Origin of the sequence: Flavobacterium sp. N1719 (assembly GCF_025947045.1) — a bacterium.
Lineage (GTDB): Bacteria > Bacteroidota > Bacteroidia > Flavobacteriales > Flavobacteriaceae > Flavobacterium > Flavobacterium stagni.
In genome coordinates this window covers 526,807-540,996 of sequence record NZ_CP109993.1, presented here as the reverse complement: position 1 = coordinate 540,996, position 14,190 = coordinate 526,807, and the positions used below count along the sequence as shown (strand labels likewise).

The 14,190-nt window shown below is 41.9% G+C and carries 9 protein-coding genes; 8 read left to right on the top strand and 1 reads right to left on the bottom strand.

The window, feature by feature from the left end:
- Window positions 1–18 precede the first annotated feature (18 nt).
- The 7 genes from OLM45_RS02075 to OLM45_RS02045 all read left to right on the top strand — a co-directional run bounded on the left by OLM45_RS02075 (window position 19) and on the right by OLM45_RS02045 (window position 8,264).
- Entirely contained in the window at window positions 19–1,572 is a 1,554-nt protein-coding gene (locus tag OLM45_RS02075) for a G-D-S-L family lipolytic protein (RefSeq protein ID WP_264511544.1), read from the top strand.
- Between the two features lie 221 nt (window positions 1,573–1,793).
- Window positions 1,794–3,305, top strand: a complete 1,512-nt coding sequence (gene atpD, locus OLM45_RS02070; RefSeq protein ID WP_264511541.1) for a F0F1 ATP synthase subunit beta — start codon at window positions 1,794–1,796, stop codon at window positions 3,303–3,305.
- A 75-nt stretch (window positions 3,306–3,380) separates the two neighbouring features.
- Complete coding sequence (locus OLM45_RS02065) at window positions 3,381–3,662, top strand: F0F1 ATP synthase subunit epsilon (protein ID WP_129460496.1); 282 nt, start codon at window positions 3,381–3,383, stop codon at window positions 3,660–3,662.
- Between the two features lie 146 nt (window positions 3,663–3,808).
- On the top strand, window positions 3,809–4,969 hold the full coding sequence (locus OLM45_RS02060; RefSeq protein WP_264511539.1) for an aminotransferase class I/II-fold pyridoxal phosphate-dependent enzyme: 1,161 nt from the start codon (window positions 3,809–3,811) through the stop codon (window positions 4,967–4,969).
- 168 nt (window positions 4,970–5,137) lie between these two features.
- Window positions 5,138–5,758 carry a dethiobiotin synthase gene (bioD, locus tag OLM45_RS02055; protein WP_264511537.1) on the top strand — a complete coding sequence of 207 codons (621 nt, stop codon included), beginning with the start codon at window positions 5,138–5,140 and terminating at the stop codon, window positions 5,756–5,758.
- Window positions 5,759–5,817: 59 nt separating this feature from the next.
- Window positions 5,818–7,089: an adenosylmethionine--8-amino-7-oxononanoate transaminase gene (gene bioA, locus OLM45_RS02050; protein ID WP_264511535.1), complete on the top strand. Its 1,272-nt coding sequence runs from the start codon at window positions 5,818–5,820 to the stop codon at window positions 7,087–7,089.
- 23 nt (window positions 7,090–7,112) lie between these two features.
- Entirely contained in the window at window positions 7,113–8,264 is a 1,152-nt protein-coding gene (locus OLM45_RS02045) for a beta-ketoacyl synthase N-terminal-like domain-containing protein (RefSeq protein ID WP_264511533.1), read from the top strand.
- Here the strand turns inward: OLM45_RS02045 and OLM45_RS02040 are convergent.
- Window positions 8,259–8,702 (bottom strand): regulatory protein RecX, encoded by a 444-nt coding sequence (locus OLM45_RS02040; protein ID WP_264511531.1) that lies wholly within the window; start codon window positions 8,700–8,702, stop codon window positions 8,259–8,261. The two genes, OLM45_RS02045 and OLM45_RS02040, sit on opposite strands and share 6 nt — an antisense overlap.
- A gap of 150 nt (window positions 8,703–8,852) precedes the next feature.
- Between OLM45_RS02040 and OLM45_RS02035 the strand changes: the two genes are divergently transcribed.
- On the top strand, window positions 8,853–14,156 hold the full coding sequence (locus tag OLM45_RS02035; RefSeq protein WP_264511528.1) for a hypothetical protein: 5,304 nt from the start codon (window positions 8,853–8,855) through the stop codon (window positions 14,154–14,156).
- The last annotated feature ends 34 nt before the right edge of the window (window positions 14,157–14,190 follow it).

The window sequence follows — 14,190 nt, the reverse complement described above, 5'->3', positions numbered from 1 at the left end:
CTTAAAACATCTTTTACCATGATAAAGAATTTTAAATGGCTGTTTGTTGTAGCAATTGCTTTCACAGCCTGTAATAATGATGATGAGGTGGTAGCTGATCCCAATTCTTCTGATGGTCAGCCATTGACCGCGGGAACTGCGGATTTCTCCAAATATGTATCTTTAGGTAATTCGTTAACTGCGGGTTATTCAGATAATGCATTATTTATCGAAGGGCAAAAAGGTTCCTATCCCAATTTAATGGCTCAAAAATTTGCACTAGTTGGTGGTGGTGAATTCAAAATACCCTACATGAATGACAACGTAGGGGGGTTATTGTTCGGAGGGACTCCAATTCAAGGAACTCGTTTGTATTTCAATGGTTCAGCTCCTGTGAATGTTGCAGGAACTCCTTCTACAGAAGTGACCAATGTATTAACAGGGCCATTCAATAATATGGGTATTCCAGGAGCGAAAAGCTTCCATTTAGTAGCCAATGGCTATGGAAATGCTGCAGGTGTGCCACTTGGGCAGGCCAATCCCTATTTTGTGCGTTTTGCATCTTCACCAACGACAAATGTATTGGCTGATGCAGTTGCTCAAAACCCAACATTCTTCTCCTTATGGATTGGAAACAATGACGTTTTGGCTTATGCTACTTCTGGAGGAACAGGGGTTAACCAAAATGGAAATTTAAATCCAGCAACATACGGTGCAAATGATATTACGGATCCAAACGTGTTTGCCAGTGTTTATTCAACTTTAGTGAATGGATTAACTTCCAACGGTGCTAAAGGAGTTGTAGGTAATATTCCTGATGTGACTTCTGTACCGTTCTTCACTACGGTACCAACAGATCCCATTCCAGGATTACCCGCTGCAAGTGCAGGTCAGTTAAACACCTTGTTTGGCGCAGTGAATCAAATATGTGCCGCTATCGGTCAGCCCGCTCGTTTTCAAACTTTAGTGGCTGATGACGGTAATGCAGCAACGACTGAGAAAAATCCGTTGTTGATTGCTGATGAAACTTTAGTAGATTTATCGGGACCAATTGCTAGTGCTTTATCACCAGTTTTAGGTCCAACAACAGCTACTTTCGTAGGAAGTTTATACGGAAAAGCACGTCATGCTAAAAATACCACAGGCTCTCGTGATTATATTTTATTACCTGCTCGTACAGTTATTGGTACAACTACGGCTAGTGCACCTTCACCATTCAATACAGTTGGAGTGTCTTATCCAATGCAAGACAACACAACGTTAACAGCTTCAGAAACGGCAGAAGTAAAAACAGCGACTACCGCATTCAATAATTCCATTGCAACTATTGCTGCTTCAAAAGGTTTGGCATTAGTGGACGCAAATACATTATTAACACAAGTGGCCAATGGCGGTATTTCCAAAGACGGATTTAATGTGACTTCAGTTTACGTTACAGGTGGTGGATTCTCACTAGATGGTGTACACCCAAGTCCGAGAGGCTATGGTTTAATTGCCAATGAATTCTTGAAAGCGATTAATGCTACGTATGGATCTAATTTCAAAGGGTACAATTTCGGCGACTTTAGAATCTTATACCCAGCCAGTTTGTAATTATTAATTATATGTTTTTTCAAAACCACCGTTATTTGCGGTGGTTTTTGTTTTTTATACAGAATTGTAGGCGGTTTCAAGTTTCCGTTTGGAAAAATCAATAAAGGCTTAAAAAAATCAATTTTTTGTATTGATTTTCTATTTCGAAAATGTATCTTTGCACTCGAAAAAAAACCGACGTTTTTTCAAATCTAATTCGCTATTAAATAAATACATAAGTAATGTCAAACGCAATAGGAAAAGTTTCACAGATCATCGGTCCGGTTGTTGACGTGGTGTTCAATACTAAAGAGCATGAGTTACCCAGAATTTACGACTCGTTAGAGATTGTAAAAAAAGACGGTACAAAGTTAATCCTTGAGGTTCAGTCACATATCGGTGAAGATTCGGTACGTACGATCTCTATGGACTCTACCGACGGATTGAGCAGAGGTGCTGTTGTACAAGCAACAGGAGCGCCTATCCAAATGCCAATCGGTTCAGATATCTACGGACGTCTTTTTAACGTAGTAGGTGATGCTATCGATGGTTTGGGAGATTTACCAAAAGAAGGTGCAAACGGGATGCCTATCCACAAAGCAGCTCCAAAATTTGACGAACTTTCTACTTCAACTGAAGTGTTGTTCACAGGGATTAAAGTTATTGACTTGATTGAGCCTTATGCAAAAGGAGGTAAAATCGGTTTGTTCGGTGGTGCCGGTGTAGGTAAAACCGTATTGATCCAAGAATTGATCAACAACATCGCTAAAGGTCACGGTGGTCTTTCTGTATTCGCTGGTGTAGGAGAACGTACCCGTGAAGGAAACGATTTGTTACGTGAGATGTTGGAGTCGGGAATTATTAAATATGGTGACGATTTCATGCACTCTATGGAAAATGGAGGATGGGATTTGTCTAAAGTAGATAAAGCTGGAATGCGCGATTCAAAAGCGACATTTGTTTTCGGTCAGATGAACGAACCACCAGGAGCACGTGCTCGTGTAGCGTTGTCAGGTCTTTCTATCGCTGAGTATTTCCGTGATGGTGCCGGTTCTGATCAAGGGAAAGACGTATTGTTCTTCGTAGATAACATCTTCCGTTTTACACAAGCGGGTTCTGAGGTGTCTGCGTTATTAGGACGTATGCCTTCTGCAGTAGGTTACCAACCTACTTTAGCCACAGAGATGGGGGCTATGCAAGAGCGTATTACTTCTACCAAAAAAGGTTCGATTACTTCAGTTCAAGCGGTTTACGTACCTGCGGATGACTTAACGGATCCAGCGCCAGCAACAACGTTTGCTCACTTGGATGCGACTACCGTATTGTCTCGTAAAATTGCAGAGTTAGGTATCTATCCTGCGGTAGACCCTCTAGATTCTACTTCACGTATCTTAACACCACTTATTTTAGGGGATGAGCACTATAACTGTGCACAACGCGTGAAAGAAATTCTTCAGAAATACAAACAATTACAAGACATCATCGCCATCTTAGGTATGGAAGAGTTGTCTGAAGAAGATAAATTAGCCGTATCACGTGCTCGTCGTGTACAACGTTTCTTGTCTCAACCCTTCCACGTGGCGGAACAATTTACAGGTATCCCAGGCGTATTGGTTGATATTAAAGATACCATCAAAGGATTTAACATGATTATTGACGGTGAATTAGACCACTTACCTGAAGCAGCTTTCAACTTGAAAGGAACTATCGAGGATGTGATCGAAGCGGGTCAAAAAATGTTAGCAGAAGCATAATTGAGTAGCCAGTGTACAGTCGCAGTTAACAGTACTGCACTAATCACTAATTACTAATCACTAATCACTCAAGTTATGATTTTAGAAATAGTATCACCCGAAGCTACGTTGTTCAAAGGAGAAGTTACTGCGGTAACGCTTCCTGGAGTAGATGGATCGTTCCAACTCTTAAACAACCACGCTCCTATCGTTTCGATCTTGAAAGATGGTGCTGTGAAAATTACAGCAACTTCGTTCAACTTTGAGGAAACTGTAAAAGGTCGCTTTACCAAAATTAACGACCAAAATTACAGCTTGTCCATCAACTCAGGAACCATCGAAATGAAAGACAATAAAGTTATTGTATTGGCCGACTAATAGCGACCCTTACAAATCCTATAAACCCGATGCAGCATTGTATCGGGTTTTTTTATAGGGAGCAATTTCCGGCTCTCCGCTGTATCTCCCTCCTAACGTCGGGAGGATGCCGCTGCGATCCGGGCTAAATCACGTATATTTGAACGATGAAGTTTCCAGAAAATTTACAACATAAGTTAATCCAACGCCAAGCGGCAAATGCCTTGCGCCAATTACCTGTTTACGGTAATCGATTGGACTTTGCCTCCAACGATTATTTGGGATTTGCTCAAAATGTCGATTTGTTTGAGGCCGTACATGATTTTCTGATCTCCCGAAATAGCAAAACCAATGGCGCTACCGGCTCGCGTTTAATTTCGGGAAACCATTCATTATATTCAGAAACGGAAGCAGCCATTGCTCAATTTCATCAAGCGGAATCGGCCCTGATTTTCAATTCGGGTTATGATGCCAATGTGGGCTTTTTCAGTGCCGTGCCGCAACGCGGTGATGTTATTTTGTTTGACGAACTTTGCCATGCCTCCATTCGGGATGGTTTGCAAATGAGCAAAGCCAAATCCTATAAGTTCACTCACAACGATCCCGAAGAGCTGAAACAATCTCTTGAAAAATGGAATTCCAAACGCACGGCTGAAAATCACTTCGAAATCTATGTCGCACTCGAAACGGTCTATTCTATGGATGGTGATACACCGCCGCTGGAAGAAATTGTCCTACTTTGCGAACAGTACAATGCCTATCTTGTAGTTGACGAAGCCCATGCCTTGGGGGTTATGGGGGAACACGGCGAAGGTGTCGTGCAGTATCTCAACCTACAATCTCGTATTTTTGCCCGTATCGTTACGTTTGGCAAAGGCTTGGGTTGTCACGGCGCTGCAATATTGGGTTCTCATGAATTACAGTCGTACTTGGTCAATTTTGCCCGAAGTTTTATTTATACCACCGGTTTGTCACCGCATGCTGTAGCGACGATTCACGTGGCTTATCAGTTTTTGCAACAGGAACAAGCCACCGTGCAAGCGCTACAAACGCGCATTGTGCACATGAATCAAGAAATTAAGCGTCTCGGACTCCAACCGCTCTTCGTGTATTCCAAGTCGGCGATACATTGTGCTATTATTCCGGGGAATGACAAAGTACGTGCAATCGCTCAATCGTTGCAAGAGGCCGGATTTGAGGTCAAACCCATACTTTCTCCCACCGTTCCCGAAGGACAGGAGCGCCTTCGATTTTGCTTGCACGCGTTCACGCCGTTAGAAGCGATTACTGCAGTTCTGGAACGGTTGGCCAGCACTTTATTTCAATAGGAGCAGGAATCCGCGGTAGGGATAGAAGCAAAGTGCCCTGCCTGACGCCAGGAAGGCCGGCACTGCGGATAGCCCGGGCCGGAGGCACCGCCCAAATTAATAAGCTTTCGTTAAAATTTGATGGTATTTTCCAATCACTTCCCGAACTTTGCCAAAAAAATTGAAGGCATGAAATTATTTATCACAGGGATTGGAACCGATGTGGGGAAAACTGTAGTCGCAGCGATCGTTACAGAAGCGTTGGAAGCCGATTATTGGAAACCCGTTCAGGCGGGAGATTTGGAAGATAGCGATACGCATAAAGTCCGTCGTCGTGTATCCAATACCAAAACCCAATTTCACCCCAATGCCTATGCGTTACATACGCCGGCGAGTCCGCACCTAGCCGCAGCTCTCGATGAGATTACTATTGATGTAGCGCAAATTCAAGAGCCGACAACCGAAAATCATTTGGTGATTGAAGGAGCAGGCGGTGTATTTGTGCCTTTAAATGCTACGGATTGTGTCATCGATTTGATTCGCCCCGATTACCAAGTGATAGTAGTTTCGCGGCATTATTTGGGTAGTATCAATCATACTTTGTTGACGATTGAAGCTTTGCAAGCGCGAAAAATAAACATTGCAGGGATTATTTTTTCGGGGGACGAACATGAACCGACGGAATCCATTATTTTACAAAAAACAGGCGTTCCTTTTTTAGGGCGCATCAATAATGAACCTTATTTTGACGAAAATGTAGTGCGCGATTATGCTGAGCAATTGCGTGAAACCTTGTTGAAATTGGGATAAGAAAAAAGAGAAAAGAAGCAAGAAGAAAGAGTTGTCTCATACTTCTTTACGTTAATAATATGAATTTATCTGAAAAAGATCAGCTGTACAACTGGCATCCGTATACGCAACACCAAACGGTAGGTTTGTTACCTGCCCTTGTCAAAGGGCAAGGTGCGGTGTTGTGGGATGAAAACGGCAAAGAATATTTGGATGCGATTGCATCGTGGTGGGTGAATCCCTATGGGCATTCCAATCCCGTGATGGCGGAAGCGATTTACAAGCAATTGACCACACTCGAACATGTATTGTTTGGGGGTTTTACGAATAAACCTGCGGTGGAATTGGCGGAAAAATTACTTGCATTGTTGCCTTCCAATCAAAAGAAATTATTCTTTTCCGACAACGGTTCGACTGCAGTAGAAGTCGCCCTCAAAGCGGCTATGCAGTTTTTTTATAACAAAAAGGAAGTTCGACGCCGTATCCTTGCCTTTGAAGATGCTTTTCACGGGGATACTTTTGGAGCGATGGCTTCGAGTGGCATTACCTTTTTTACGGAAGCATTTCAGGGATCGCTGGTCGATGTGTACCGCATTCCGGTGCCTGTCGATGGGCAAGAAGCGCATGCATTACAAGTGTTGGAAGAGCAATTACAAACGGGCGAATTTGCTGCTTTTATCTTCGAGCCCTTGTGCCAAGGCGCTGCGGGAATGGTGATGTATAGTGCTGAAGTTTTGGATAAAATGATAGTGTTATGTCGCAAATACGGCGTGTTTACAATTGCTGATGAAGTGATGACGGGTTTTGGAAAAACGGGAAAGAACTTGGCTTGCGACTATTTAACGGAACAACCCGATATGTTGTGCTTGTCTAAAGCGTTAACAGGCGGCACGATTCCGATGGCGATTACCTCGTTTACCCAAGAAATCTTTGACGGATTTTTGGACACGGATGTCAACAAAGCCTTGTTTCACGGACATACGTTTACGGCGAATCCGACGGGTTGTGCAGCGGCGTTGGCCAGTATTGGATTGTTGGAATCGGATGCAATGCAAGCTAATATTCAACGAATTCATACGCATCATTTGGCTTTCGCCGAAAAAATGAACGCGCATCCTCGGGTAAAAACGACGCGGGTTTTGGGTGTTATTTTTGCGTTGGAGATTGCTCGTGAAGGCGTGGAAAGTTATTATGGAAATTTCCGGAATCGCTTGTATCACTATTTTATTGAGAATGGCGTGATTTTGCGCCCTGTGGGGAATATCGTCTATATTTTGCCGCCGTATATCATGACCGATGCACAATTGGAAAAAGTGTATGAAGTGGTGGAACGCGCGCTTGAAATAGACTAACTTTGCAATCTTAATAATCACTTGTGAAACACCGTATTTCCATTACTGCATTAGCAACCGTATCGCCTTTGAGTTCGGATGTCCGGACTATTCGTGAGGCGTATACTTCTAAAGCCACCGCGATTCAAAAAATGCGTATTGGGGCGCAAGAGTATTGGGTGGCTCCTTTAATGGAATCCGATCAAGCACGTTTAGCGGCTATTCGACTCTCGGAGGCGAAGTACAAAAACTTGGATCCTTCGGTGATTATGGCGTTGGATGTGAGTCGGCGTGCCGTAGCACAAGCCGGTTGGCAAGCGGGCGATGCGATTGGTATCAATATCGGTTCGTCGCGCGGGGCTACGCAGTTGTTCGAACAATTTCATCACGAGTTTATCACCACAGGCAAAACGGCAACCTTGAGTTCGCCCACCACCACTTTGGGCAATTTGTCGAGTTGGGTTGCCCACGATTTAAAGTCGGCCGGACCCGAATTATCCCATTCCATCACCTGTTCGACTGCCTTGCATGCTATTTTAAATGCCGTGGCTTGGTTGGAAGCAGGAATGGCCAATCGATTTATTGCAGGTGGGAGTGAAGCCCCTTTGACTCCTTTTACCTTAGCCCAAATGCAAGCCTTAAAAATTTATTCTCGTGAAACCGAAGGCTATCCATGCAAGGCCATGGATTTGGATAAACTACGCAATACCATGGTGTTGGGTGAGGGGGCAGGTGTAGTGGCTTTGGAGCGCGATACCGAAAATGCATTGGCTTATATCACAGGTTTGGGTTATGCTACGGATGAATTGGAACACAATATTTCCATATCGGATGAGGCGGTTTGTTTTCAAAAATCGATGACAATGGCGATGGGAGATTTGCCATTATCTGCTATTGATGCCATTGTAATGCATGCGCCGGGAACCATCAAAGGTGATTTGTCGGAATACAAAGCGATTCAAAAAGTATTTGGTGATAATTTGCCGTTATTGACGACAAATAAATGGAAAATCGGTCACACTTTTGGGTCATCGGGGATCTTGAGTTTGGAGTTGGCTGTGTTGATGTTGCAGGAACAAACTTTTTTCGGAACTCCTTTTGGATTTTCAATTTCCCTCCCAAAACCGATGAAAAACATTTTGGTGAATGCAGTAGGTTTTGGAGGAAATGCGGTATCGCTATTGATTTCGCTATAATTCGGGGGCGTTTTTTTCGAATTCATGGGCTTTTTCAAAAACCCGATCATTTTCCCACCCTTTTCGCAATAGGTAATCACAAAATTTCTTTTTCTTTTTTAGGGCATTGGTTTCACGAATTTGCTCCCATTGAAAAGCCGCGAGTTGTTCAAAGGTTACTTCATATTCCTCAGGGTTGATTTCTTTCAACGCTTTCTGAATGAGAAAATCTGAGATTTGGCGCGCTTTGAGTTCGTTTTTAATACGCACTTTTCCCCATTTTTTTTGATGGAATTTACTTACGGCAAATAACAAGGCAAATCGCTCTTCGTTTAAATAATTGTTTTGCAAGAGAGAGACAATAATTTCGTCTTTTTCAGCGGTCGAAATTGCGTATTCTTTCAGCTTTTGCTGGACTTCTGCATGACAGCGTTCCTGATAGGCGCAATAGTGCTCCATTTTGGAGCGAACTTCTTTCGGGGAAAGTGCTGAATTTGAGGCCAAAACGTAAAAAAATGAGTGTTAAATTGTTAATAATTTAGTAATACAAAACTATTGAAATTCTGTGATTTGGATGTAATTTTGTAAGCTGGAAAAAAATTAAATTCTATGATACTCAAAAGAGTAATTTTAGTTGTACTACTACTTTTAAAATTTACTTCGTATTCCCAAGTAAATTTAACGGCTGGAGCACCAACCTATTTTGAAAACTTTAATACGTTGGCAAATACAGGTACTCCAACATGGACAGACAACACCACGCCGCTTGTTGGTTGGTACAGTACTAAAAATGGTACAACTTATGGGATCAATACAGGTTCAAACAATGCGAATAATGTCTATAGTTTTGGTGCTAGCTTAGCAACAGATAGAGCTTTGGGTGCAATATCTACTGCTACAACACATCGTTTTGCAGTTCGAATCAAAAATAACGATCCTGTTCAGAGTATTACTTCTTTAACCATAAATTTTACGGGGGAACATTGGCGTGTAAACACTACGACTCAAGCATTAGTTTTTGAATACCAAAAAGGAGCTACAGCATTGGCAACGGGTACTTGGACAGCAGATACAAATTTAGATTTTGGAAATTTAAGTACTGGAGCAGCAGCAGCTATTGACGGGACGTTACCAGCTAATCAAGCTGCAAAGTCTTCCACAATTACGATTACATTAGCTCCCGGCGAAGAAATTTGGTTACGATGGACAAAATCGGCTACAAATAGTCATGGTTTAGCAATTGATGATTTGAATATAGCGGCCACTTTTGTCTCTCCCTGTACTCCACCAACTAATCCTTCAGGTTCTATTACAGGGACTACACCCGCATGTTCGTCCACAACATTGACGTATACGGGTACGGCTACTGCACCAGTGGTGAACTATTGGCAAACCACAGCAACAGGAATATCTACAGCCAATAATGCGGCTTCAACTTTAGCGGTGACTACTTCTGGAAGTTACTTTGTACGTGCTTATGATCCAACCTCGGGTTCGGGGTGTTGGTCAACTACTGCAGTTGGGCCGTATGCTGTGGTGATAAATCCAGCGCCAACAATTACTATTCAGCCATCGAATCAATCGATAGCCGCTGCACAAAACACTACTTTTTCGGTTATTACTTCAAATGCAACCGCATACCAATGGCAAGTATCCACAGATAGTGGTGCTACATGGACCAACTTAACCAATACCGGTGTTTATACTACAGTAACTACCGCAACCATGAACATTACTGGGGCAACCTTTGCGATGAATGGATACCAATACCGTTGTGTAGTAAGTGGAACGGCTCCATGTGCTGCGGTGAATTCAACAGCGGCAACATTGTCTGTTGTGAATGCGATAAATACCATTGCCGATTTAGGAACACAAGTAACCGCTGCTTTTGTCCCTCAAGCAACATTGGATCATGTAATTTTTAAATTTCAAGTGAGTCCGACGGTAACTACCAATCTACAAGGTATTGCCAACGTGGTAACTGCGGGTACTTATGTTTCTGCGGATATTGTGAATTTAAAAGTGCGATATTCAGTTGATAATATTTTAGATGCTGCTGATGTGACGTTAAGTACGTTAACCACTCCTGGTGGGGCAGGAACCAAGACATTTCCTGCTTTTACTGCACAGTCGATAACAGGCGGTACAACAGGTTATATTTTCATTACCGCAGATGTTTCTGGAACCGCTGTAGTTGGGAATACGATTTCTTTGAATGCAGTTACTACGGCGAATTTAATTTTCTCTTTAGGGACAAAAACGGGAACTACGACTGCAGGTGGTACACAAACAATTGCGCCTTCTGCACCTTTAGTGCCTGCGAGTTTTACCAAAGGTTGTACAACCAATACTACGCAAGTCTTGAATTGGACGGCGCCAGCTTCCGGGTCTTATGATGGTTATATAGTGGTTGCCCGTCAAGGCGGTTTAAATCCGCATGCGATTACTTCGCTAGTGGCTTCTTCTCAAACTTTTAATACTGATTTTTCGTTGGCTCCTACTTATGGAAGTACAGCACCCTTATCGCGCGTAATTTATATTGGAACGGGTACTACGGCTACGATTACAGGTTTGACGACAGGTGCTACCTATGTTTTTGAAATTTATACTTTTAGAAATAACGGTCCGACTAACTCAGTCTATTCCACAACATCACGCACGACTACACAAGTGATCGGACTTAATAACGTCACTAGTGCTTCGTCAACAGCTGGGAATACCACTGGATTGATTGGCTGGGTGAATCCAAACGCCATTTGTTATGATCAAGTGTTAGTTGTTGTAACCAGTGCAGCGGGTATTACCTTTACTCCCTCAGGGGATGGAAGTGCCTATACCGCGAATCCAGCATTTACAGCTTTTAACCAAGTGGTTTATGCTTCCAGTGGAAATAATGTGAACATAACAGGATTAACCAATGGAGTAACCTACTATGTCGAAATTTTTGTTCGCTTTGGAACCCAATGGAGCACAGGCGTAGAAGTAAGTTGTACACCACAAAACATAGTGCCTACGGTTTTTAAAACAGGGGATTTGTTATTGATTGCTTATAACAATAATGCAGCGGGAGGAGATGATGATATACGTTTAGTTACATTAGTTGATGTAAATCCAGGCACTAGCTTTTTATGGACTAATGCAACTTATGAAACAGGAGGCTCACCAGCCGCCAATGTAAGAACCGATAAATGGTATGAATGCCGCGCAGATATCGCTCCTACAGGAAATGTACCCTATTTAGAATTTACATACAATGGTGCTACACCTATACCTGCCGGTTCTGTTTTTTGTATCACAACCGATAACGGCGGAACAGCAACCGTTATTTCTTGTGTTTCGCCATCAGGAACAACGTATACAACATTTACAATTAGTGGGAAATCAGCGGATGGAAATTCTCTATTGAGTCATACTTCTGTAAATGTATCAACATCAAATCCAGATTCCATGTTTTTGATGCAAGGCTATTTTACATATAATGCTTCGGGCTCAACATTTACAGGTACAGTATTGTCGGGTGTTCAAGATGGTGGTTTGTGGTATACTTTAGCGGATGATTTAAGTGGTGTGGTTACTCCATCTGCTAATCTTCGTAGATCTAGAAAACACCCTGCATTGGAATGTGCTTCATTGCAAGCAAATACAACGACAGGTACTTATGCTCGTAGTTATACGGTATCTCCGACAGCCACGTATACTGTAGGAAATAGAGCCTATTTGATCGGAAATATTGTAAATTATTCCACCAATTGGACGAGTAGTTTCGGGACTTGTCCTTCACCTTCACCTTTTGTAATTAACGCTTCAGATCCATTTAACAAATGGAATGGTTCAGCCAATACCAATTGGTTTGACTGTAATAACTGGAGTTTGCTTACAATTCCTGATGAATTAACAGACGTGGTAATTGATAATACGGCTGTTAATGATGCCGTAGTCGATTATACTGCAGCTAATTCGGATACTTTTTCAGATTTGGCAAAATGTAAAGATTTAACGGTTTCTGGGCGTAAAGTTCAAATTCAAGGAAATGTTTTGAATAAATTGGAAGTACATGGTAATTTATCAATAAGCTCAACTGGAATAGTTGATATGGATGATTCCAATTCAGCTACAAATGATGGTCAATTGTATTTGTATGGGAATTGGACGAATTCAATTTCGAATGCCGCTTTTGAAGAAGGAAATGGTACCGTTCATTTTGTAGGAAGTGCAACACAAGTGATTAACTCCAATGTGCATACCAATGTAGAGCAGTTTTTCAATGTGGTTTTAGATAACGACTTTAATACTGCAGTTTCTAATAATTTGTATGCCAAAGGTAATTTAGAATTGAAAATCAATAAAATATTGACCATTGGTACGGGCGATCATGTGTTTGCTTACAAGAAACTAACCAACAATGGAGATATTATCATAAACAATTCAGGGCAATTGGTACAAGTAGATGAAACCGACACCAATGACGGGGATTACTCGGGAACAAGATTCCGTTTGACACGAACAGCACAAGCAAAGCATTATGACTATATTTATTGGAGTGCGCCAACGGAGAATTACACGGTAACTAACTTGCCTACCGATTACCATTATTTCTGGAATCCGACTTACGCCAACACCAATGGAACACAAGGGAATTGGAATAGTGCCTCAGGTTCTATGGTGAAAGGAAAAGGGTATATCGCTAGAGCGTCCAATAATTCAACAACAGCTGTAGCTTTATCAGCTACATTTACAGGTAAACCCAATAACGGTCAACTGACATTACCGATTAGTCGTGGGAATTATGATGGAGCCGATTATGATGCAGATTTAACGAATGCTACCAATGCCTTAACAACGAGATACGATGACAACTGGAATTTAGTAGGAAATCCGTATCCTTCAGCTATTGATGCTGAGGAGTTTTTGGTACTCAACCAATCGGTTATTGAAGGATCGATTTGGGTTTGGAAGCATGGATTGAATCCGACTTCATCTACAAGTCCGTTTTACAATAACTACCAATACAATTATAATCCGACTTCAGATTACATCAAATACAACGGGTTAGGTTCGACAGAGCCCGATACATTTGCGGGTAAAATCGCTTCTGGACAAGGGTTTATGGTGAATATGTTGCATGCTGCGGCGACACCTAATACGTTAACTTTTACCAATAATCTTCGCGCTGATGCTTCAATTTTATCGTATGATAACACGGATTTCTTCCGTTCGAATTGGATGCAAAATCAGAAGCACCGAATTTGGTTGGATATTGTGAACACAAATACAGGATCCAAAGATCGTACACTCGTAGGCTATGCCACCAATGCCACCAATGGTCGTGATCAATTGTATGATTGTATTTCAAAAGTAACTGGTGATTTGAGCGTTTATTCGATGATTCAAGATGAACCGTTTTCTATTCAAGGAAAAGGATTGCCTTTTAATAGTAATGATCGAATTCCTTTAGGAGTTAATGTGAATACAAACGGCACTTATCAATTGGCTATTTACAAAACCGATGGTTTATTTGCGGGTCAGCAAGCTATTTACATTGAAGATAAAGTGACGGGTCATTTCCATGATTTAAAAGCAAGTCCGTTTACATTTACCTTGCCTCAAGGTGTGTATAATAATCGTTTCGTGTTGCGTTTCAATACCCCAGGTTCAAGTTTAAACAATACTGATTTTACATCATCACAAACAGTGATTACTGCAGTAAAAAATCAAGTAATTACTGCGCAATCTGCAGAAGAGCCTATTCAAGAAATGCACGTGATGGATGTTTTAGGACGAACGCTTTGTTTGGTTAAAGGGAATGATACAACTACCCTTGCCACTCCTTCTTTAGAAGTTGCTCACCAAACCGTAGTCGTGAAAATACAATTAGAAAGTGGAATTGTTGTTACTCGAAAAGTGCAATTGTAATTTCAATAATAAGTAATAAAAAAGTCCCGATGTT